21 protein-coding genes are annotated in these 21,450 nt (G+C 56.3%); 12 read left to right on the plus strand and 9 right to left on the minus strand.

Going from position 1 to position 21,450, the window contains the following annotated elements:
* Positions 1-110: 110 nt before the first annotated feature.
* Positions 111-1,226 (minus strand): AI-2E family transporter YdiK, encoded by a 1,116-nt coding sequence (gene ydiK / locus LA04_RS09750; protein WP_033145295.1) that lies wholly within the window; start codon positions 1,224-1,226, stop codon positions 111-113.
* Between the two features lie 198 nt (positions 1,227-1,424).
* On the opposite strand from ydiK, the gene ydiJ reads away from it, so the two are divergent.
* The 3 genes from ydiJ (at position 1,425) to LA04_RS09765 (ending at position 5,168) form a co-directional block, all read left to right on the plus strand.
* Complete coding sequence (gene ydiJ / locus LA04_RS09755) at positions 1,425-4,481, plus strand: D-2-hydroxyglutarate dehydrogenase YdiJ (protein ID WP_047651391.1); 3,057 nt, start codon at positions 1,425-1,427, stop codon at positions 4,479-4,481.
* Positions 4,478-4,888, plus strand: a complete 411-nt coding sequence (gene menI, locus LA04_RS09760; protein WP_047651392.1) for a 1,4-dihydroxy-2-naphthoyl-CoA hydrolase — start codon at positions 4,478-4,480, stop codon at positions 4,886-4,888. The genes ydiJ and menI overlap by 4 nt, the downstream gene beginning before the upstream one ends.
* A gap of 85 nt (positions 4,889-4,973) precedes the next feature.
* On the plus strand, positions 4,974-5,168 hold the full coding sequence (locus tag LA04_RS09765) for a YdiH family protein (RefSeq protein WP_003857766.1): 195 nt from the start codon (positions 4,974-4,976) through the stop codon (positions 5,166-5,168).
* A gap of 88 nt (positions 5,169-5,256) precedes the next feature.
* On the opposite strand, the gene fdhF is transcribed toward LA04_RS09765, so the two are convergent.
* From fdhF to ycgZ, 4 genes are all read right to left on the minus strand, one after another.
* Positions 5,257-7,407 (minus strand): formate dehydrogenase subunit alpha, encoded by a 2,151-nt coding sequence (gene fdhF / locus LA04_RS09770; RefSeq protein ID WP_047651393.1) that lies wholly within the window; start codon positions 7,405-7,407, stop codon positions 5,257-5,259.
* 191 nt (positions 7,408-7,598) lie between these two features.
* Positions 7,599-7,877, minus strand: a complete 279-nt coding sequence (locus LA04_RS09775) for a biofilm development regulator YmgB/AriR family protein (protein ID WP_023617825.1) — start codon at positions 7,875-7,877, stop codon at positions 7,599-7,601.
* Positions 7,878-7,906: 29 nt separating this feature from the next.
* Positions 7,907-8,227 carry a hypothetical protein gene (locus tag LA04_RS09780; RefSeq protein ID WP_047651394.1) on the minus strand — a complete coding sequence of 107 codons (321 nt, stop codon included), beginning with the start codon at positions 8,225-8,227 and terminating at the stop codon, positions 7,907-7,909.
* Between the two features lie 4 nt (positions 8,228-8,231).
* Entirely contained in the window at positions 8,232-8,471 is a 240-nt protein-coding gene (gene ycgZ / locus LA04_RS09785; protein ID WP_023311324.1) for a regulatory protein YcgZ, read from the minus strand.
* Between the two features lie 338 nt (positions 8,472-8,809).
* Between ycgZ and LA04_RS09790 the strand changes: the two genes are divergently transcribed.
* The 9 genes from LA04_RS09790 to ldtE all read left to right on the plus strand — a co-directional run bounded on the left by LA04_RS09790 (position 8,810) and on the right by ldtE (position 17,888).
* Positions 8,810-10,030 (plus strand): diguanylate phosphodiesterase, encoded by a 1,221-nt coding sequence (locus LA04_RS09790; protein ID WP_047651395.1) that lies wholly within the window; start codon positions 8,810-8,812, stop codon positions 10,028-10,030.
* Between the two features lie 188 nt (positions 10,031-10,218).
* Positions 10,219-10,947 carry a MerR family transcriptional regulator gene (locus LA04_RS09795; protein WP_047651396.1) on the plus strand — a complete coding sequence of 243 codons (729 nt, stop codon included), beginning with the start codon at positions 10,219-10,221 and terminating at the stop codon, positions 10,945-10,947.
* A gap of 312 nt (positions 10,948-11,259) precedes the next feature.
* Positions 11,260-11,628 (plus strand): Fe-S cluster assembly scaffold SufA, encoded by a 369-nt coding sequence (gene sufA, locus LA04_RS09800; RefSeq protein ID WP_008500631.1) that lies wholly within the window; start codon positions 11,260-11,262, stop codon positions 11,626-11,628.
* A gap of 8 nt (positions 11,629-11,636) precedes the next feature.
* Positions 11,637-13,127 (plus strand): Fe-S cluster assembly protein SufB, encoded by a 1,491-nt coding sequence (sufB, locus tag LA04_RS09805; protein ID WP_047651397.1) that lies wholly within the window; start codon positions 11,637-11,639, stop codon positions 13,125-13,127.
* Between the two features lie 9 nt (positions 13,128-13,136).
* Positions 13,137-13,883: a Fe-S cluster assembly ATPase SufC gene (gene sufC, locus LA04_RS09810; protein ID WP_047651398.1), complete on the plus strand. Its 747-nt coding sequence runs from the start codon at positions 13,137-13,139 to the stop codon at positions 13,881-13,883.
* Positions 13,858-15,129, plus strand: coding sequence for a Fe-S cluster assembly protein SufD (gene sufD / locus LA04_RS09815; protein ID WP_047651399.1), 1,272 nt, complete (start codon positions 13,858-13,860; stop codon positions 15,127-15,129). Before sufC ends, sufD begins: the two co-directional genes overlap by 26 nt.
* Complete coding sequence (gene sufS / locus LA04_RS09820) at positions 15,126-16,346, plus strand: cysteine desulfurase SufS (protein ID WP_047651400.1); 1,221 nt, start codon at positions 15,126-15,128, stop codon at positions 16,344-16,346. The genes sufD and sufS overlap by 4 nt, the downstream gene beginning before the upstream one ends.
* Before the next feature lie 14 nt (positions 16,347-16,360).
* A complete protein-coding gene (gene sufE, locus LA04_RS09825) occupies positions 16,361-16,777 on the plus strand; it encodes a cysteine desulfuration protein SufE (RefSeq protein WP_023311331.1) in 417 nt (138 codons plus the stop codon).
* A gap of 97 nt (positions 16,778-16,874) precedes the next feature.
* Positions 16,875-17,888, plus strand: coding sequence for a L,D-transpeptidase LdtE (gene ldtE / locus LA04_RS09830; protein WP_047651401.1), 1,014 nt, complete (start codon positions 16,875-16,877; stop codon positions 17,886-17,888).
* Between the two features lie 60 nt (positions 17,889-17,948).
* On the opposite strand, the gene lpp is transcribed toward ldtE, so the two are convergent.
* From lpp to LA04_RS09845, 4 genes are all read right to left on the minus strand, one after another.
* Entirely contained in the window at positions 17,949-18,185 is a 237-nt protein-coding gene (lpp, locus tag LA04_RS09835; protein ID WP_001082307.1) for a murein lipoprotein Lpp, read from the minus strand.
* Positions 18,186-18,494: 309 nt separating this feature from the next.
* A complete protein-coding gene (gene pykF / locus LA04_RS09840; RefSeq protein ID WP_029739779.1) occupies positions 18,495-19,916 on the minus strand; it encodes a pyruvate kinase PykF in 1,422 nt (473 codons plus the stop codon).
* Positions 19,917-19,923: 7 nt separating this feature from the next.
* A complete protein-coding gene (gene ynhH / locus LA04_RS25235; protein WP_418721936.1) occupies positions 19,924-20,118 on the minus strand; it encodes a protein YnhH in 195 nt (64 codons plus the stop codon).
* Between the two features lie 175 nt (positions 20,119-20,293).
* The gene (locus LA04_RS09845; protein WP_047651402.1) at positions 20,294-21,439 is read right to left on the minus strand and encodes a trans-sulfuration enzyme family protein; all 1,146 of its coding nucleotides are present in this window, start codon (positions 21,437-21,439) and stop codon (positions 20,294-20,296) included.
* Positions 21,440-21,450 lie beyond the last annotated feature (11 nt).

Consider the following 21,450-nt stretch of genomic DNA (forward strand, 5'->3'; position numbering starts at 1 on the left):
TGAAAAGGCGGGTCTGACCAGTGAGCAACGAATAAATACTTTAGCAGCGTTTAAGTATCATGCGGGAGAGTGTAGGCCGGGTGAGCGTTAACGCCACCCGGCAGCAAACCTTAATGCGTGTTCTTCTCTTCCAGCTCTTCCAGTTCGCTCAAAATCACGTCCGGGTCAGTTCCCGGCGGCGGAATTTCATGCACCCAGGCAGAGAACAGACGCCAGGTGACGGCGAGCAGCACCGGGCCAATAAACAGGCCAATCATGCCAAAGGCAATCAATCCGCCAATGACCCCGGAGAGGATCAGGATCAGCGGCAGGTCCGCACCCATGCGGATGAGGATCGGACGAATGACGTTATCCATGGTGCCGACCACGCAGCTCCAGACCAGCAGCACCGTTCCCCACGTGGTATCGCCCGTCCAGTAGAGCCAGATAATGCTGGGAACCAGCACCAGCAGCGGTCCCAGTTGCGCAAGACAGGTCATCAGCATAACAACGGTGAATACGGTGGCGTACGGTACGCCGGAAATCGCCAGACCAATCCCCCCGAGCACCGCCTGCACCAGCGCGGTGACCACCACGCCCAGCGCAACCGCGCGCACGGCCTGCGCGGCCAGCAGTACCGCCGCGTCACCGCGTTTGCCCGCCAGTCGGGTGGCAAAGTGACGAACGCCTAAAGCCACCTGTTCACCGCGCCAGTAGAGCAGGGCGCTGAAGAGCAGCATCAGGGTACAGTGCATCATAAACCGGCCGATATGCGCCGCCTGACCGACAAACCAGGTGGTGGTGGTGCCAATGTACGGGCGGACTTTTGCCATCAGCGCGCTGCCGCCCATCTCCAGCAGGCTATGCCAGCCGCTGTAGAGCTTGGCGCCCACCAGCGGAATGCTGTTCAGCCAGGCGAGATCCGGCAGCGTCAGGTCGCCGCTGCTAATGGCGCGAATAACCGGGCCACTGGAATCCACCAGGCTATTCACCAGCAGGGCAATCGGAATAATAAACAGCAGGAACAGCAGGAGCGTCATGACCAGCACGGCGAGCCCGCGACGGCCGAACAGCAGCTTCTGCAGGCGCAGCAGCAAAGGCCACGTGGCAACGACAACGGTCGCAGCCCACGCAAAGCCGAGAATAAAGGGTTGAACAATCCACAGACACGCAATAATCATGAGGGCCAGAAACAGCACCGACAGCAAAATTTGCGCAACATCCCTGGGCTGGCGAAGATTGACCATAAATGAAACTTTCCTTAAAAGAACGCCAGTACGACTGGCGGGAACGGAAAACCGCGTCTCTTTAATCATTAATGATCTCAGCGGTTTTTAACAGGCGAATTCTGCCTGTAATTCAGCAGAGATTATAAGAAAAAAATGTGATAAAACTTTTAAGATACACGCAAACGATTCCCACAACTCTAATTAGGGTCGACAGTAATGATCCCACAGATTTCTCAGGCACCTGGCGTCGTTCAACTGGTGCTTAATTTTTTGCAGGCACTGGAGCAACAGGGTTTTACAGGTGATACCGCCACGAACTATGCCGACAGGCTGACGATGGCGACCGATAACAGTATCTACCAGCTTCTTCCCGATGCCGTGGTTTTCCCCCGTTCAACGGCCGACGTGGCGCTGATTGCCCGGCTGGCCACGCAGGAGCGGTTTGCCTCGCTGGTCTTTACGCCGCGCGGCGGCGGCACCGGGACCAACGGTCAGGCGCTGAACGAGGGCATCATTGTCGATATGTCGCGCTACATGAACCGCATCATTGAGATCAACCCGGAAGAGGGGTGGGTGCGGGTCGAAGCGGGCGTCATCAAGGATCAGCTTAATCAGTATCTCAAGCCGTACGGCTACTTTTTTGCCCCGGAGCTCTCCACCAGCAACCGCGCGACCCTTGGCGGGATGATTAACACGGATGCCTCCGGCCAGGGCTCGCTGGTCTACGGTAAAACCTCCGATCACGTGCTGGGCGTGCGTGCGGTTTTGCTGGGCGGCGATATCCTCGATACCCAGCCGATGCCGGTTGAACTGGCGGAAACGCTGGGCAAAGACAACACCGCCAGCGGGCGTATCTATCGCACTGTGCTGGAACGCTGCCGCGACAACCGCCAGCTTATTCTCGATAAATTCCCCAAGCTGAACCGCTTCCTGACCGGGTACGATCTGCGTCACGTCTTTAACGACGACCTGACCCAGTTTGATTTAACCCGCGTTCTCACCGGCTCCGAAGGGACGCTGGCGTTTATTACCGAAGCGCGGCTGGATATCACCCGCTTGCCGAAAGTGCGCCGTCTGGTAAACGTTAAATACGACTCCTTCGACTCCGCGCTGCGCAATGCGCCGTTTATGGTGCAAGCGCAGGCGCTGTCCGTGGAGACCGTCGACTCTAAGGTGCTCAATCTTGCCCGGGAAGATATTGTCTGGCACTCCGTAAGCGACCTCATTACCGACGTGCCGGATAAAGAGATGCTCGGTCTCAATATCGTGGAATTTGCCGGCGACGACGCGGAGCTGATTGAACGGCAGGTCACTACGCTCTGTCAGCGTCTGGATGAGCTGATTGCGCAGGGTGAAGGCGGCGTCATCGGCTGGCAGCTCTGTAACGATCTGGCCGGGATCGAGCGTATCTATGCGATGCGTAAAAAAGCCGTGGGCCTGCTCGGCAATGCGAAAGGGGCGGCGAAGCCCATTCCCTTTGCCGAAGATACCTGCGTGCCGCCCGAGCACCTGGCGGATTATATCGTTGAGTTTCGCGCCCTGCTGGACGGCCACGGCCTGAGCTATGGCATGTTCGGCCACGTCGACGCCGGGGTACTGCACGTGCGTCCGGCGCTGGACATGTGCGACCCGCAGCAGGAGATCCTGATGAAGCAGATCTCCGACGACGTGGTGGCCTTAACCGCCAAATACGACGGTCTGCTGTGGGGGGAGCACGGGAAAGGGTTCCGCGCGGAGTACAGCCCGGCATTCTTCGGCGAACAGCTCTACGCGGAGCTGCGAAAGGTGAAAGCGGCGTTTGACCCGCATAACCGCCTCAACCCGGGAAAAATCTGCCCGCCTGAAGGCGTGGACGCGCCAATGCTGCAGGTGGATGCCGCCAAGCGCGGTACGTACGACAGGCAGATCCCGATTGCGGTGCGCTCGTCCTGGCGCGGCGCGATGGAGTGCAACGGCAACGGCCTGTGCTTTAACTTTGATGTGAAAAGCCCGATGTGCCCGTCGATGAAAATTACCAGCAACCGCATCCATTCGCCGAAAGGGCGGGCGACGCTGGTGCGCGAGTGGCTGCGTCTGCTGGCCGACCGCGGGGTGGATCCGCTCAAGCTGGAGCAGGAGCTGCCGGAAAAACGGGCCAGCCTGCGCTCGCTGATTGAGCGCACCCGCAACAGCTGGCATGCCAACAAGGGCGAGTATGATTTTTCCCATGAGGTGAAAGAGGCGATGTCCGGCTGTCTGGCCTGCAAAGCCTGCTCCACCCAGTGCCCGATTAAAATCGACGTGCCGGAATTCCGCTCGCGTTTCCTGCAGCTTTACCACACCCGATACCTCCGCCCGGTGCGCGACCATCTGGTGGCGACGGTGGAAAGCTACGCGCCGCTGATGGCGCGTGCGCCAAAGACCTTTAACTTCTTTATCAACCAGCCGCTGGTGCGCAAGCTCTCCGAAAAACACATCGGCATGGTCGATCTGCCGCTGCTGTCGGTCCCGTCTCTGCAGCGCCAGCTTGTCGGCCACCGTTCGGCGAACATGACCCTCGAACAGCTGGAGGCGCTCGCTCCGGAGCAAAAAACGAATGTGGTGCTGGTGGTGCAGGATCCGTTCACCAGCTACTACGATGCGCAGGTTGTGGCCGATTTCGTCCGTCTGGCGGAGAAGGTGGGTTACCAGCCGGTGGTTCTGCCGTTCTCTCCCAACGGCAAGGCGCAGCACATTAAAGGTTTCCTGAAGCGATTTGCGAAGACCGCGCAGAAAACGTCTGACTTCTTAAACCGCGTGGCGCAGCTCGGGATACCGATGGTCGGCGTCGATCCGGCGCTGGTGCTTTGCTATCGCGATGAATACAGGCAGACGCTGGGCGATAAGCGCGGCGATTTCAACGTCATGCTGGTGCACGAGTGGCTTCCGGTGGCGCTGGCAGATAAGGCCGTTCAGGATGTCAGCGGTGAACCGTGGTATCTGTTCGGCCACTGCACGGAAGTGACCGCGCTGCCGGGTGCCCCCGCGCAGTGGGCGTCCGTTTTTGCCCGCTTCGGTGCGAAGCTGGAGAGCGTCAACGTAGGCTGCTGCGGGATGGCCGGAACCTACGGACACGAAGTGAAAAACCACGCCAGCTCGCTCGGCATCTATGAGCTGTCCTGGCATCAGGCGATGCAGCGTTTGCCGCGAAACCGCTGTCTGGCGACGGGCTACTCCTGCCGCAGCCAGGTAAAACGGGTAGAAGGTAACGGTGTGCGTCACCCATTGCAGGCTTTACTGGAGATAATTGGATGATCTGGAAACGTGCCGTCACGCTGCAGGCGCTGAACGCCATGGGCGAGGGGAATATGGTGGGGCTGCTGGATATCCAGTTCATCCGCATTGGCGACGATGAAATTGAGGCCACCATGCCGGTCGATAGTCGCACCCACCAGCCGTTTGGTTTATTGCACGGCGGGGCCTCCGTCGTGCTGGCCGAAACGCTGGGCTCGGTGGCGGGGTATCTCTGTACCGAAGGGGAGCAGAAGGTTGTCGGACTTGAGGTGAATGCTAACCACATTCGCTCGGTGCGCAGCGGGCGCGTGCGCGGCGTTTGCCGCGCGCTGCACGCCGGAAGCCGCCATCAGGTGTGGCAGATAGAGATTCTCGATGAGCAGAATCGCCTGTGCTGCTCGTCGCGGCTGACCACGGCGGTTGTGTAAAGTTTTCAGATGTTTTGCCTTTGGTCAAAAACTAGCCAGTCCGTTGTGATATACTGGTCAGGTTTTGTACATAAGCGAGGACATCATGGATACTGAAATAACCCCAACACAGCTGGCAATTGAATATTTACGTCGCGATAAGAGCAACCTGTCTCCGGCGCAGTACCTGAAAAAGCTGAAACAGCTTGAGCTGGAATTTACAGATTTGCTGGCGCTCTCTTCGAATGAACTGAAAGAAGAGATCTACTTTGCCTGGCGGTTGGGCGTTCACGTCCATTGAGTACATCAGAATAAAAGGGCCGCGAGTGCGGCCTTTTTTGTGTCTGAAATTCAGTATCGGGCGGCGGTGACGCCACCCGATATTTTCCTCAGACATTGACGGCGCTAATCAGCCGCGACTTCATGGACTGATATGCAGACGCCGCAAAATCCTCCGCCCAGCGCTGGTCCTCAATCGCCTCCAGCTGAACCGCGCAGTATTTCGTTTCCGGCGTTTTGGAGATGGGATCGAGATTATCCTGGGTCAGCTCGTTGCAGGCGCCAATCCACCATTGATAGGTCATATAGACTGCCCCGGTGTTGATACGCTCGCTAATGCTGGCACGGGTAATCACTTTGCCGCGACGCGAACGCACCCAGACCAGTTGGCCGTCGGTAATGCCCAGTTTGTCCGCATCGGCAGGGTTCAATTGCACCCGGCCCGGCTCATCGGCCAGGCTTTGCAGCGCGGCGCAGTTCCCGGTCATCGAGCGGCAGGAGTAGTGTCCCACTTCACGCACCGTGCACAGCACCAGCGGGAAATCCGCGTCCGGCGTTTCCGCCGGCGCGCGCCACGGTGCGGCAAAGAGCTGCCCTTTACCGGTTGGGGTGTCGAACTGATTGTCTTTGTACAGGTACGGCGTTCCCGGATGATCCAGCGTCGGACACGGCCACTGCACGTGGCCCATCTCGCCCATTTTTTCATACGTCACGCCGTAGAAGAGAGGGCACAGCTCGCGCATCTCATCCCAGATCTGCTGGTTGGAGTCATAGTGCATCGGGTAGCCCATCTCGGTGGCGAGCAGGCTGATGATCGCCCAGTCGCGCTTCACGTTGCCGCTGGCCTCAATGGCTTTACCAAAACGCTGGAACCCGCGATCGGCACAGGTAAAGACGCCGCCGTGTTCACCCCAGGAGGTGGCCGGGAGAAGTACGTCCGCCACTTCTGCCGTTTTGGTCATAAAGATGTCCTGAACCACCACAAAATCGAGCGCCTCAAAACCGCTGCGAACGAGACCGAGATCGGCTTCGGTCTGAAGCGGATCTTCCCCCATGATGTAGTAGGCCTTGACCTTGCCTTCCAGCGCCAGATGGGGCACCTCGGTAATGCGCGTTCCGACCCGATCGTCCATTTTATTGACGTCAATTCCCCAGGCGTCGGCAAACTTCTGCCTGACCGCCGGATCGGTCACATCCTGATAGCCGGGGAACATATTCGGCAGAACGCCCATATCGCAGGCGCCCTGAACGTTGTTTTGTCCGCGCACCGGCCCGACGCCGACGGCAGGGCGACCGAGGTTGCCGGTCAGCAGCGCCAGGCTGGAAAGCCCTTTGACCACATCCACGGCCTGACCAAACTGGGTTACGCCCATCCCCCACATCACGGTGGCGGAAGGGGCCGCCGCGAAGGTGCGCATCGCCTGGCGAACGTCGCGGGCGGGAATGCCGGTAAGATGCTCAACCTTCTCCGGCGCATAGTCTTTCACCGTCTGGCGATAGGCCTCAAGCCCCTCGGTAAAGCGCGCCACGTAGCTTTTGTCGTAGAGCTCCTCTTCCAGCAGCACGTAGCCAAAGGCGTTTACCAGCGCCATGTTGCTGCCGTTTTTCAGCTGCAGATGCTGGTCGGCGATGCGCGCCGTTTCAATGCGCCGCGGATCGCAGACGATGATTTTTGCGCCGTTTTCCCGCGCTTTCAGCACGCGTCGGGCGACGATAGGGTGGGAGTCCGCGCAGTTATAGCCAAACACCAGCAGGCATTTTGAGTTTTCGATATCGTTGATTGAGTTGCTCATCGCGCCGTTGCCGAGCGTTTCCTGTAAACCAGCCACGGAAGGGCCGTGACAGACTCGCGCGCAGCAGTCCACGTTGTTGGTGTTCAGCACCGCGCGGGCAAATTTTTGCATCACATAGTTTGTTTCATTCCCGGTTCCGCGAGAGGATCCGGTGGTCATGATTGACCGCGGCCCGTGCTGCGCTTTAATGCTGCTGAGCTTATGCGCGGTGTAGCGGATAGCCTCTTCCCAGGTAACGGGAGTGAATGCCTCGCCTTTGTGGTAGCGGATCATCGGCTGGGTCAGGCGCGGGGTGAGCAGACGGGTATCGTTGAGGAAGTCCCAGCCGTAAAAGCCTTTCAGACACAGGGTGCCCTGGTTTGTGACGCCCTCTGCCGCTTCGGCACGGATGATACGGTTATTTTCTACGACAAGGTTTAATTTACAGCCTGCACCGCAGTACGGGCAGACGCTGGCGATCTTTTTCATCAATAACAGACCTGTTAAGAAATGAAGCAAAGTTGACTGGAAAACCCAGTCCCGTAAAGGGAGGTAGGCAGGAACCGTGCCAGATTGGCTTTGCTGGTTTTACAGGGTGTTAAGCGGGGAGGGCGCGTGTCATCGTCAGAACATTCGTCAGTTTTGACGATGACACGAGAGCTGGATGAGGGGCCGTGAAATTACAGGTCGTCCATGGTGTAGCCCACGACAATTTCCAGCGTCTTGCGAATCACGTCCGCCTGGACAACGTCGTTAGTCGCTTCCAGCGTCTGAATGAGCCAGAGGATGATCGCTTTGTTGGACAGATGGCCTTCAGAGGCCAGAACACAGCGTACTGCAGTAGAAAAAACAGCGGACTCTTCAGCAAAACGATCGCCTGCATGACGGAAATATTCCGACAGCGCACTGTCTAAAAAAGCAGAGTGGTACTCGGGTTGAAGCTGAATATTTTGTCTCATTTGTTCTCACCGTAGCTGTTAAATTGCAGTCAATGTATTTTTTTGGGGTCGGACGGTTTTCCACTTCCAAATAACGGCACTACATTGTCTTTCTTATCGTTGAGAGGTCCCTCTCTTTTCGTTCGTCCTTGCGCGGTTCTGCGACGTGTAAAGGCGGTGCTGTTTGAGCCGATCTCGGCAATCACCACCGCAAGTGTCTCCCGCCGCCGGGGATCCTTTTCATGTTCTTCCATGACCCGCAGACGCTGCAGCAATCCTTCGGTTGTCACTGGCCCCCGCTCTTTCAAAAGAGAGAGAACGGCTTCACCGATAAGCGTGTCGATCAGTTTGTCTGCGTTACTGCTCTTCATATCCTTACCGTTCGAAGAGCAGACCAAGCAGCTTGTGGTAATGCTCTTCCTCTTCCGGGCCATCGGCCTTTTCGAGGCGACTGAGCAGTTTGGTACAGAGCGATTTGCGATTCAGATTTCGCCCGTCGCTGAGAATTTCAACAACGACCTGGCCCAGCGTCTCCTGCTGGGTAGGAAGCACGGCTTTTTCGAAGTACTGTGCGATTGCTGCTGCGGAATCTGCGACGTAACCTTTCTGCTGCATGTTTCGCTCCTGTAAAATTTTGTAATCACTAACGTTACAATTAAGGTATACATAATTTCTAAATCTGTACACTAAAAATGTACAGATTTTTAATATTTTTATGATATTTTTTATAAAGTTCTTTATTTTCATTTGGTTGTGGGGTTGTTGTGGACCGGTAATGTTACAGGATATATTGTACAAAAAGCTCGGGCGCTGATAAGTTGTACAGCCTGGAAAAAAGCATCATCAAATGCCGTAAATGGTTGAGATGTAAATTATTTGTCAGGCAATTAATGTGCTATAAATGATCCTTATCCACCTTTTTTGTGGCCAAAACCCTAACCCCCAGGAATAGCATGCTCACAACCATCATTTACCGCAGTCATATCTGCGAGGACGTTCCAGTGAAAGCGCTGGAAGCAATGGTCGCTGCTGCAAATAGTAAAAACCGGCAATCCAATATCACGGGGATCCTGCTGTTTAACGGCACACATTTTTTTCAGCTGCTTGAAGGGCCAGTGGAAGATGTTTCTGCCATCTATGAGCAGATCTGCAACGACCCGCGCCACCATAATGTGGTAGAGCTGATGCGCGATCACGGACCTGTCCGGCGTTTTGGCAACGCGGGCATGGAGCTTTTTGATTTGCGCCACTTCGACAGGGACGAAGTGCTGCAGCAGGTGCTCAACAGGGGGACGACACGCTATCAGCTGACGTATAACGATCGCCCGCTGCAGTTCTTCCGCACCTTTGTCGAGGCTACGGAAAAAGCGAACTATTTTGAACTGCCCCCTGCGGATTCCTGGGAATTCGTGCGCGAAGAGACGCGTCTGTCCGCGCAGCCCGAGGTGGTTGCGAAAGGGGCGGATTGCAGCTTCGCGTTCCAGCCGATAGTCGATCCTTTTATGCAGCAGGTCGTCTCCTGGGAGGCGCTTCTCCGCACGCCTGACGGCGGCGCACCGGGAGATTACTTTGCCAATCTGCCGCGTGACGAGGTGTATGCCTCTGATTTACGCAGCAAGCAGGTGGCGCTCTCAATGGCCAGCGCGCTGGGGCTACAGGAGCAGACGTTATCCCTTAACCTGCTGCCCATGACGCTGGTTAACATCCCCAACGCCGTGGATTTCCTGCTCACCGCGATTGAAGCCAATGGGTTTGTCCCCGAGCAAATTGTGGTGGAGTTCACCGAAAGCGAAGCCATTTCCCGCTTTGATGACTTTACGGACTCGGTCAGGCAGTTAAAAAGCGCGGGTATCAGCGTGACGATCGATCACTTTGGCGCCGGTTTTGCCGGGCTACAGCTGCTGGCTCAATTCCAGCCGGACAGAATTAAGATTAATCGCGATCTGGTCGCGAACGTGCACAAAAGTGGCCCCCGACAGGCCATTATTCAGGCAATCATCAAATGCTGTGCCTCGCTTGAGATCCAGTTCTGCGCGGTAGGAGTAGAGAAGGCTGAAGAGTGGATGTGGCTGGAATCCGCCGGGATTTTCCAGTTCCAGGGACATCTTTTTGCCAGCCCGCGACACGGCGGTATTCCCCCGATTGCGTGGCCGGAGAAAAAGTTCGACTTTTGATAAAGCTGTACACAATCCGGCAGAGTTAACTGTACGAACGGCAAATTTTATACAACAATGTATTTACAGGTGGATGGGAAAGAACCCCGTTCACCCGTTTAAAATGCGGTCTTAGTTATACAAATGGTGTGTACAATCTGATAAGGTTGGTGCAGTTAGGTATGGAAGTTCTGAGCGTGAGGGAGTTAATGGCCTATTACAGTATCGGCGAAGTGGCCGAACGATGCGGTATCAACCCCGTTACGCTGCGTGCCTGGCAGCGCCGTTATGGATTGTTGAAGCCGCAGCGCAGCGAAGGGGGTCATCGTCAGTTTGACGATGAAGATATCCTGCGTATCGAAGAGATCAAGCGCCTGATGAAAAGCGGCGTTTCGGTCGGAAAAGTCAAAGCCTTGCTGGAAAACAAAGAAGTATTGACGCAGGGCAACTGGGTTTCGTTCCAGGAAGAGATGATGACCGTTCTGCGTTACGCCAGCCCGGCAAAGCTGCGCGCCAAAATGGGCGAATTCCGCCGCGATCACGCGATAGATGCGCTGATTGACAATATTATTTCTCCCGTCCGTCAGCGCATGAATCAGGATCAAAACACCGTGCGTCACATGGCGAGCCTGTTTGACGGCGTTCTGATTGAATTTGCGATTGCAAGCCTGGCGGAGTCCCGCAAAAAAACCGGTAAAGACGCGCTGCTAATTGGCTGGGAATGTGATGACCGCACCCACCTGTGGCTGGAGGCTGCGCGCCTGGCGCAGAAGGGCTGGCACATTGACGTCCTGGCGGAACCCATCGATTCGCCGCGTCCTGAACTGTTTCCCGGGCAAAAAATCTTCGTCTGGACGGGGAAATCACCAACGCCTCGCCAGCAGGAACAGCTCGACCACTGGCGTGAACAGGGATTTGCTGTCTCATTTCATCACTGATCGTAAGAGGCCTTGAGGGCCTTTTTTGTTTTTGTCATTTTCTGAAGAAAATCTATCTCAAAAATAGGCATTTCCGATGCATATTTTACTTTTCTCCTCTTCGTTATGAATGCCGCCACAAAATGCATTATTAATCAATGCATTGAACAAATACATCCATCCTGACTGCATCCTCTCACAGGGTCTATGCTTAATAAAACCAGGCAAAAAGGGCGCTTTAGCCGAATGCCCCTGCTGACAGAGGGTTGAAGTGATAATCGTTATCACTAACATGGTGTTATGCCCTGATGGCTTATCAGATGAGGTGGACCTATGGAACTGCATTCAGAAACCTTTAATCCTGCCGATTTCGCCTGGCGCGGCTTAACGCTCACGCCAGCGGCGGCGGCACATATTCACGAGCTGGTGGCGAAAAAGCCCGAGATCCTCGGCGTGCGCCTGGGTGTCAAACAGACCGGTTGCGCGGGCTTCGGCTACGTGCTCGACACCGTCACCGAACCCGAGAAAGATGACCTGGTGTTCGAGACTGACGGCGCGAAGCTGTACGTTGCGCTGCAGGCTATGCCCTTTATCGACGGCACCGAAGTGGACTACGTCCGCGAAGGCTTAAACCAGTTATTCAAATTTCATAACCCGAAAGCCCAGAACGAATGCGGCTGTGGCGAAAGCTTTGGGGTATAGGCGGTGCTATGTCTCGTAATACTGAAGCAACGAGTGAAGTAAATACCTGGGGCGGTGGACACCTCAACTATAAAGAGGGGTTCTTCACCCAGCTGCAGACCGATGAGCTGGCGAAAGGCATTAACGAAGATGTCGTGCGGGCGATCTCGGCCAAACGTAACGAGCCCGAGTGGATGCTGGAGTTTCGCCTGAGCGCCTTCCGCGCCTGGCTGGAGATGGAAGAGCCGCACTGGCTGAAAGCGCATTATGACAAGCTGAACTATCAGGATTACAGCTACTACTCTGCGCCTTCCTGCGGCAGCTGCGACGACACCTGCGCCTCGCAGCCCGGCGCGGTGCAGCAAACTGGCGCTGAAAACAGCTTCCTCAGCAAAGAGGTGGAAGAAGCCTTTAACCAGCTTGGCGTGCCCGTTCGCGAAGGTAAAGAGGTGGCGGTAGACGCCATTTTCGACTCCGTCTCGGTGGCGACCACCTACCGCGAGAAGCTGGCAGAGCAGGGGATCATTTTCTGCTCCTTCGGTGAAGCGATTCACGATCATCCGGAACTGGTCAAAAAGTACATTGGGACCGTGGTGCCCTCTAACGACAACTTCTTTGCGGCGCTCAACGCGGCGGTAGCCTCTGACGGCACCTTTATTTACGTGCCGAAAGGCGTGCGCTGTCCGATGGAGCTTTCCACCTATTTCCGCATCAATGCCGAAAAAACCGGCCAGTTCGAACGCACGATCCTGGTCGCGGATGAAGGCAGCTACGTCAGCTATATCGAAGGGTGCTCCGCCCCGGTTCGCGACAGCTATCAGCTGCACGCGGCGGTGGTGGAGGTCATCATCCATAAAGACGCCGAGGTGAAATACTCCACGGTGCAAAACTGGTTCCCCGGCGACGGCAATACCGGCGGTATCCTGAACTTCGTCACCAAGCGCGCGCTGTGCGAAGGCGAAAACAGCAAGATGTCGTGGACCCAGTCTGAAACCGGCTCTGCCATCACCTGGAAATACCCGAGCTGCATCCTGCGCGGGGATAACTCTATCGGTGAGTTTTACTCCGTGGCGCTGACCAGCGGCCATCAGCAGGCCGATACCGGCACCAAGATGATCCACATTGGTAAAAACACCAGGTCGACCATCATCTCGAAAGGGATCTCCGCCGGGCACAGCCAGAACAGCTATCGCGGGCTGGTGAAAATCATGCCGACGGCCACCAATGCGCGAAACTTTACCCAGTGTGACTCGATGCTGATTGGCGCAGACTGCGGGGCGCATACCTTCCCGTACGTTGAGTGCCGTAATAATACGGCCCAGCTTGAGCACGAGGCGACGACGTCGCGGATTGGGGAAGATCAGCTCTTCTACTGCCTGCAGCGCGGGATCAGCGAAGAGGACGCCATCTCAATGATCGTTAACGGCTTCTGTAAGGACGTGTTCTCTGAACTGCCGCTGGAATTTGCCGTTGAAGCCCAGAAACTCCTCGCCATTAGTCTTGAACACAGCGTCGGTTAAGGAAAGCACATGTTAAGCATTAAAGATTTACAGGTCAGCGTAGAAGACAAAGCCATCCTGCGTGGCCTCAATTTTGACGTCAAGCCGGGCGAAGTTCACGCCATCATGGGGCCGAACGGCTCCGGGAAAAGTACGCTTTCTGCGACGCTGGCGGGGCGCGAAGATTATGAGGTGACCCACGGCTCGGTCGAATTTAACGGCAAAGATCTGCTGGAGATGTCGCCGGAAGACCGTGCGGGCGAGGGCATCTTCATGGCCTTCCAGTACCCGGTCGAAATTCCTGGCGTCAGCAATCAGTTCTTCCTGCAGACGGCGCTGAATGCGGTGCGCAAGTATCGCGGCCTGGAGGCGCTGGACCGCTTTGACTTCCAGGATTTAATGGAAGAGAAAATCAAGCTGCTGAAAATGCCGGAAGATTTGCTCACCCGCTCGGTGAACGTCGGTTTTTCCGGCGGCGAGAAAAAGCGTAACGACATTCTGCAGATGGCGGTGCTGGAGCCCGAGCTGTGCATTCTGGATGAGACCGACTCCGGTCTGGATATCGACGCCCTGAAGATTGTCGCTGACGGGGTGAACTTCCTGCGCGACGGCAAGCGTTCGTTCATTATCGTCACCCACTACCAGCGCATTCTGGACTATATCAAGCCGGATTACGTCCACGTGCTTTACCAGGGGCGTATTGTGAAATCCGGAGATTTCACGCTGGTTAAACAACTGGAGGAGCAGGGCTATGGCTGGCTTACCGAACAGCAGTAATGCGCTCCAGCAGTGGCACCGGCTGTTTGAAGCCCAGGGCGGCACGCGCTCTGAGCAGGCGCAGCAGCATCTGCAGCAGATGCTGCGTCTCGGCCTGCCGACGCGTAAGCATGAGAACTGGAAATACACCCCGCTTGATGGCCTGCTGAACGCCGAGTTTGTGACCCGTCTGGCAGATCTCACCCCGGCGCAGCGTGACGCGCTGGCCGTAAACGTGGACGCCGCGCGCCTGGTGTTTGTCGACGGTGAGTTCCGTCCGGAGCTGAGCGACGCCCTTCAGGGGAGCGGATTTGAGATTGAGATAAACGACGATCGCCAGTCCCTGAGCGCCCCGGTTCAGCCTGAGGTTTTCCTCCACCTGACCGAGAGCCTGGCCCGCAGCGTGACGCACATCCGCGTGAAGCGTAACCAGCGTCCGGCAACACCGCTGCTGCTGATGCACATCACCCAGGGTCTGGACGGCGACGAAATTAACACCGCGCACTATCGCCACCATCTTGAGCTGGCGGAGGGAGCGGAGGCCACGGTAATCGAACATTACGTCAGCCTTAATGAAACGCGTCACTTTACCGGTTCGCGTCTGACGATGAACGTTGCTGCCAATGCCCAGCTTCACCACGTCAAGCTGGCATTTGAGAATGCGCAGAGCCACCACTTTGCCCATAACGACATTGTGCTCGGTCAGAATGCCGCGGCGTACAGCCATAGCTTCCTGCTCGGCGGGTCGGTGCTGCGCCACAACACCAGCACGCAGCTTAACGGTGAAAACAGCACGCTGCGCATCAACAGCCTGGCGATGCCGGTTAAATCTGAAGTGTGCGACACGCGCACCTGGCTTGAGCACAACAAAGGCTACTGCAACAGCCGCCAGCTGCACAAAACCATCGTCAGTGATAAAGGGCGTGCGGTGTTTAACGGACTGATTAACGTGGCGCAGCACGCCATTAAAACCGACGGGCAGATGACCAACAACAATCTGCTGTTAGGTCGCCTGGCGGAAGTGGATACCAAACCGCAGCTGGAGATCTACGCCGACGACGTGAAGTGCAGCCACGGTGCGACGGTTGGGCGCATCGACGACGAGCAGATGTTCTACCTGCGTTCCCGCGGTATCGACCAGCAGGCGGCGCAGAAAATGATTATCTATGCGTTTGCCGCCGAACTGACGGAAGCGCTGAACGATGGTCAGTTGAAACAGCAGGTGCTGGCGCGTATCGGTCAGCGTCTGCCTGGAGGCGAAGCATGAGTTTTCCCGTCGAGAAAGTACGGGCAGATTTTCCGGTTCTGACCCGTGAAGTGAATGGTCTTCCGCTGGCCTATCTGGACAGCGCGGCGAGCGCGCAGAAGCCGAACCAAGTAGTGGATGCGGAAGCCGAGTTTTATCGCCACGGCTACGCCGCCGTGCATCGCGGTATCCATACCCTGAGCGCCGAGGCGACCCAGCGTATGGAAAACGTGCGCACGCAGATTGCCGCCTTCCTCAATGCGAAATCGCCTGAAGAGCTGGTCTTCGTGCGCGGAACCACCGAAGGGATCAACCTTGTCGCTAACAGCTGGGGCAACGCGCAGGTCCACGCGGGGGATAACATCATCATCACCCAGATGGAGCACCACGCCAATATCGTGCCGTGGCAGATGCTCTGCGAGCGCGTTGGCGCGCAATTGCGGGTCATTCCGCTCAACGTTGACGGGACGCTGCAGCTCGAGCAGCTCGACGCACTGCTGGATGACCGCACGCGGCTGGTGGCGGTCACCCAGGTCTCTAACGTGCTCGGGACTGAAAACCCGGTGGCAGAGATTATCGAAAAAGCCCACCAGGCCGGCGCGAAGGTGCTGATTGACGGTGCCCAGGCGGTGATGCACCACGCGGTTGACGTTCAGGCGCTGGACTGTGATTTCTACGTCTTTTCCGGCCACAAGCTCTACGGGCCGACCGGGATTGGCGTGCTGTACGTGAAAGAAGACATCCTGCAGGCGATGCCGCCGTGGGAAGGGGGCGGGTCGATGATCGCCACCGTCAGCCTGACGAAAGGCACCACCTACGCGCGCGCACCGTGGCGTTTTGAGGCGGGTACGCCCAACACCGGCGGGATTATCGGGCTGGGGGCGGCGGTTTCCTACGTCTCCGCGATCGGCCTTGATAGCATTCAGGAGTACGAACAGCTGCTGATGCACTATGCGCTTGCCGAGCTTGCCAGCGTGCCGGATCTGACCCTTTACGGGCCTGCCGACCGGCAAGGAGTGATCGCGTTTAATCTCGGGAAACATCACGCCTATGACGTGGGCAGTTTCCTCGATAACTACGGCGTGGCGGTGCGTACCGGGCACCACTGCGCCATGCCGCTGATGGCGTTTTACCAGGTGCCGGCAATGTGCCGCGCGTCGCTGGTGATGTACAACACAACGGAAGAAGTCGACAGGCTGGTGGCGGGGCTTAAGCGCATTCACCAGCTGCTGGGCTAACGGAGAGGCAAAAGATGGCAGAGCTGCCGGACAGAGACAAATTGCTGCGCAACTTTGGGCGTTGCGCAAACTGGGAAGAGAAGTACCTTTATATCATCGAGCTGGGACAGCGCTTGCCGCCGCTCGGTGAAGAGGCGCATAACCCGGAAAACAGTATTCAGGGCTGTCAGAGCCAGGTGTGGATTGTGATGGAACAGTCTGACGACGGCACGATAGCACTGCACGGCGACAGCGATGCGGCCATTGTAAAAGGGCTTATTGCGGTCGTCTTTATTCTTTACCACCGGATGTCGGCGCAGGATATTGTCGCGTTTGACGTCCGCCCGTGGTTTGAAAAAATGGCCCTGACCCAACACCTCACCCCGTCACGCTCCCAGGGACTGGAAGCGATGATTCGCGCGATTCGCGCCAAAGCTGCAATCCTTAGCTAGACTTACAGAACAGCATTCATTCTGTTTCGCGAGGTGGTTCCCGCCTCGCTGGTTTTTCAGCTTTCTGGCGTCCTGCCAGTGAATAAGGAATCTCAGCATGAAGCGCGCGTCTCTCATAACTCTATTACTCCTCAGTTCGCTCGGCGCACTTAATTCGGCCCGCGCGATGGACTATCCGTTGCCGCCCGCAGGCAGCCGCCTGATTGGGCAAAATCAAACCTACACGATACAGGAAGGGGATAATAAGCTGCAGACCATCGCCCGTCGGTTTAATACTGCGGCGCAGGTGATTCTGGAAACGAACAATACCATTGCGCCGGTCAACCCGGCGCCGGGAACCGTCATTACCATCCCGTCGCAGATGCTGCTGCCGGACACGCCGCGCGAGGGGATTGTGGTGAACCTCGCTGAGCTGCGGCTCTACTACTTCCCGCCTGGAGAAAATATCGTTCAGGTCTTCCCGCTCGGCATCGGACAGCTGGGGCTGGAAACACCGGTCACGACCACGCGCGTAAGTCAGAAAATCCCGAATCCCACCTGGACACCCACGCCGGGCATCAGAGCACGCTCTCTGGAACAGGGAATTAAATTACCTCCGGTGGTGCCTGCCGGGCCAAATAACCCGCTGGGACGCTTCGCACTGCGTCTGGGCGTGGGCAATGGGGAATATCTTATCCACGGTACCAGCGCGCCGGACAGCGTTGGCCTGCGGGTCAGCTCCGGCTGTATGCGGATGAACGCCCCGGACATTAAGGCCCTGTTCGAACAGGTGCGGGTTGGCACGCGGGTACAGATTATCAATGAACCCGTGAAGTTCTCCGTGGAGCCGGATGGTAAACGCTATATTGAAGTCCATCGCCCGCTGGCCCAGGTTGAGGGAGAAAATCCGCAGGTCTCGCCTATTTCCCATTCCGCAGACTTTGCGACCTTTGTTTCTCAGGCGGGAAGCGATAAGGCGCTAATTGAGAAAGCCCTGTCACGTCGCGCCGGGATCCCGGTTATCGTGTCGTCAGGTAGCGGCCCGTCGGCCAGCAATAACGTGCTGTCGGTGCAGAACAGTCGGGTGTCCGCTGCGGTAGCGGAAGATGAAGGGGAGAAGGTGACGCAGTAGCCGTTTGACGCAGGCAAAAAAAATGGCGCACAATGTGCGCCATTTTATTAACAGGTACTATTACTTACGGTATTTAGTAGCCTGGTTGTCCAGACGCTGGTTAGCGCGAGCTGCGTCGTCTTTAGCAGCCTGAACGTCGGAACGCATTGCGTTCACGTCGTTGCTCAGCTGGTCAACTTTAGCGTTCAGAGTCTGAACGTCAGAAGACAGCTGATCGATTTTAGCGTTGCTGGAGCAACCAGCCAGCAGAGTAGAACCCAGGATTACCGCGCCCAGTACCAGTTTAGTACGATTCATTATTAATACCCTCTAGATTGAGTTAATCTCCATGTAGCGTTACAAGTATTACACAAAGTTTTTTGGGTTGAGAATATTTTTTTGATGGGAATACACCTATTTTTGATCGTTCGCTCAAAGAAGCATCGAATCGGCCCTATTCGGGCAAAAATCTAAGGAAAAAAAGGCATTTATCATCGGATTCATCTTAGATAATTGGCAATTAAATAGAGAAACCCGATTTGCAATTTGAATGACTTTGGATAATGCCAGGAATAAAAAAAGCGCCCTGAGGGCGCTTTTTATCAAAATTAATTCGTTCGGGAATTATTACAGCACGTGAACAGAGGCGGTATTGGTGGTTCCGCTTGGTACCAGCGCGCCAGAAACCATGACCACAACGTCACCTTTCTGCGCCAGACCACGATCAACCAGCTCCAGAGCCACTTCTTTACCCAGACGATAGAAATCATCCGTAGACGCGATCTCTTTCACCAGGTGAGGGATCACGCCTTTGCTCAGCACCAGCTGACGAGCCGTGGTTTCGTTGGTGGTCAGCGCCAGGATAGTTGCATCCGGGAAGTATTTACGCACCGCGCGAGCTGATTTACCGCCCTGGGTGGCAACCACGATCAGTGGTGCTTCCAGTTTCTCAGCCGTTTCTACTGCACCGCGACAAACCGCTTCGGTGATGCGCAGCTTGCGGCTGTCGTTGTTGTAGTCCAGACGGCTTTTCATTACGCGGTCGGTACGTTCGCAGATGGTGGCCATGATGGACACCGCTTCCAGCGGATATTTACCTTTCGCGGATTCGCCGGACAGCATAACGGCATCAGTACCGTCGAGGATGGCGTTAGCCACGTCGCCTGCTTCTGCGCGGGTTGGGCGTGGGTTTTTGATCATGGAGTCCAGCATCTGCGTTGCGGTGATAACCACTTTACGCGCACGAACACATTTCTCGATCATCATCTTCTGCGCGAAGATCACTTCTTCAACCGGGATTTCTACGCCCAGGTCGCCACGCGCAACCATGATGCCGTCAGACGCTTCGAGGATTTCGTCGAAGTTATTCAGGCCTTCCTGGTTTTCAATTTTGGAGATGATCTGGATCTTCTCGCCACCGTGGGCTTTCAGGTGCTCACGAATTTCAACCACGTCTGAGCGCTTACGGATGAAGGATGCCGCCACAAAGTCAACGCCTTGTTCGCAACCGAAGATCAGGTCCTGTTTGTCTTTTTCAGCCAGTGCTGGCAGTGCGATAGAGACGCCCGGCAGGTTAACGCCTTTGTTTTCGCCCAGGTCGCCGTTGTTCAGCACTTTACAGATAACCTTGTTACCTTCGATCGCGGTGACTTCCATACCGATCAGACCATCGTCTACCAGCACGGTGTTACCGACGGACAGGTCGTTGGTGAAGCCTTCATAGGTCACTGCAACGATTTCGCTGTTGCCGACAACGGATTTGTCGGTAGTGAAGGTGAAGGTCTGGCCCGCTTTCAGAGAGACGTCGTTACCGCCTTCCAGTTTGATGGTACGGATTTCTGGACCTTTGGTATCCAGCAGGATCGCAGCTTTTTTACCGGTCTTGCTCATCACGTTGCGCAAGTTCTGGATACGCTGGCCGTGTTCTGCGTAGTCGCCGTGGGAGAAGTTAAGACGCATCACGTTCATGCCGGCGTCCAGCATTTTGGTCAGCATCTCTTCAGATTCGGTTTTCGGGCCGATAGTACAAACAATTTTCGTCTTTTTCATGACAGTCTTAGTCTTTAAGTTGGGAAGGATATGGAAATCTCGCTCCGGGGGCGCACCGCCGCGGAGTCAAACCTGTGTTGCAAAAGAGTATATGACACGCACTAAGGATAGGAGACATCAAATGAGCGTGCAGAAGAAAGTGTGCCTGAGTGACAGCCCAACGAAGGAGAGGAGAAGTTGTACGTTGTTTTTTGTATTCCAAGCGCTGAAACCATTCACCAGGGATTTGGCGCGCATTATACGCTGATTTTAAGATAAAAGGAAAATGGAAACGGTGTTTCAGAAATAATCTGTGCTGTTTCTCATAATATTGTTATCAAGGCGTTAAGCCATGATGACAACTTGTGGCGGCAGGTGATGGACCTGCCGCCATTTGCTTATTTCTGCAGCGCCTGGCTGAGGTCGGCAATCAGGTCTTTCGGATCTTCAATCCCGACTGACAGGCGGATCAGCTGCGGCACAATGCCGTTTGCCAGGCGTTGCTCCAGCGGAATGGAGGCGTGCGTCATGCTGTAAGGCTGGCTCACCAGACTTTCCACGCCGCCCAGGCTTTCTGCGAGGGTGAACAGCTTCAGGTTGCGAATCACCTCGGTGGCGCGTTGCGCATCGCCTTTTACCACGATGGAAATCATCCCGCCGGGCAGGGCCATCTGCGTGCGGGCAAGCTGATATTGTGGATGCGATTCCAGGCCGGGATAGAACACCTTTTCGACCAGAGGATGCTGATCCAGCCATTGCGCAATCGCCAGCGCGTTGGTGCTGTGCTTTTCTACCCTCAAAGCGAGCGTGCGAATACCGCGCAGCGTCAGGAAGCTGCTGAACGGATCCAGAACGCCGCCCACCGCGTTTTGCAGATAGCCCAGCCTATCCGTCAGTTCCCTGTTGTCCCCGACAATCGCCAGCCCGGCCACCACGTCAGAGTGGCCGTTCAGATATTTGGTGGCGGAGTGCACCACGATATCGAAACCCGACTCCAGCGGACGGTGGATCACCGGCGACGCGAAGGTATTATCCGCCACGCTGATGACGTTATGACGACGGGCGATTGCCGCGATTTCCGCCAGATCCGCCAGCTTCAGGAGCGGATTGGTCGGCGTCTCGACCCAGACCATGCGGGTATCCGGGCGAATGGCGGCCTCGAGACCGGCTAAGTCGTCCGGTTTAACCCAGCTGACCTGCAGACCGGTGCTGCGCTTGCGCACGTTTTCAATCAGGCGGTACGTCCCCCCGTAAACGTCATCAATGGCGACAATATGGCTGTCTTTATCCAGCAGTTCGAGCACCGTGGAGATGGCCGCCAGACCGGAGGCAAACGCGTAGCCGCGCGTGCCGCCTTCCAGTTCGGCGATGGCGGTTTCCAGCGCGTGGCGGGTGGGGTTGCCGCTGCGCGAATACTCATAGCCGGTATGCTCGCCGGGTGACGGTTGCGCAAACGTAGAGGTAGCGTAAATCGGCGGCATGACGGCGCCGTGCTGGTCGTTGAACTCGCCGCTGTGGACGCTCAGGGTAGCCAGGTTTTTCATCATCGATTCCT

It is taken from the genome of Enterobacter sp. UCD-UG_FMILLET (genome assembly GCF_000762975.1).
GTDB lineage: Bacteria > Pseudomonadota > Gammaproteobacteria > Enterobacterales > Enterobacteriaceae > Enterobacter > Enterobacter dykesii.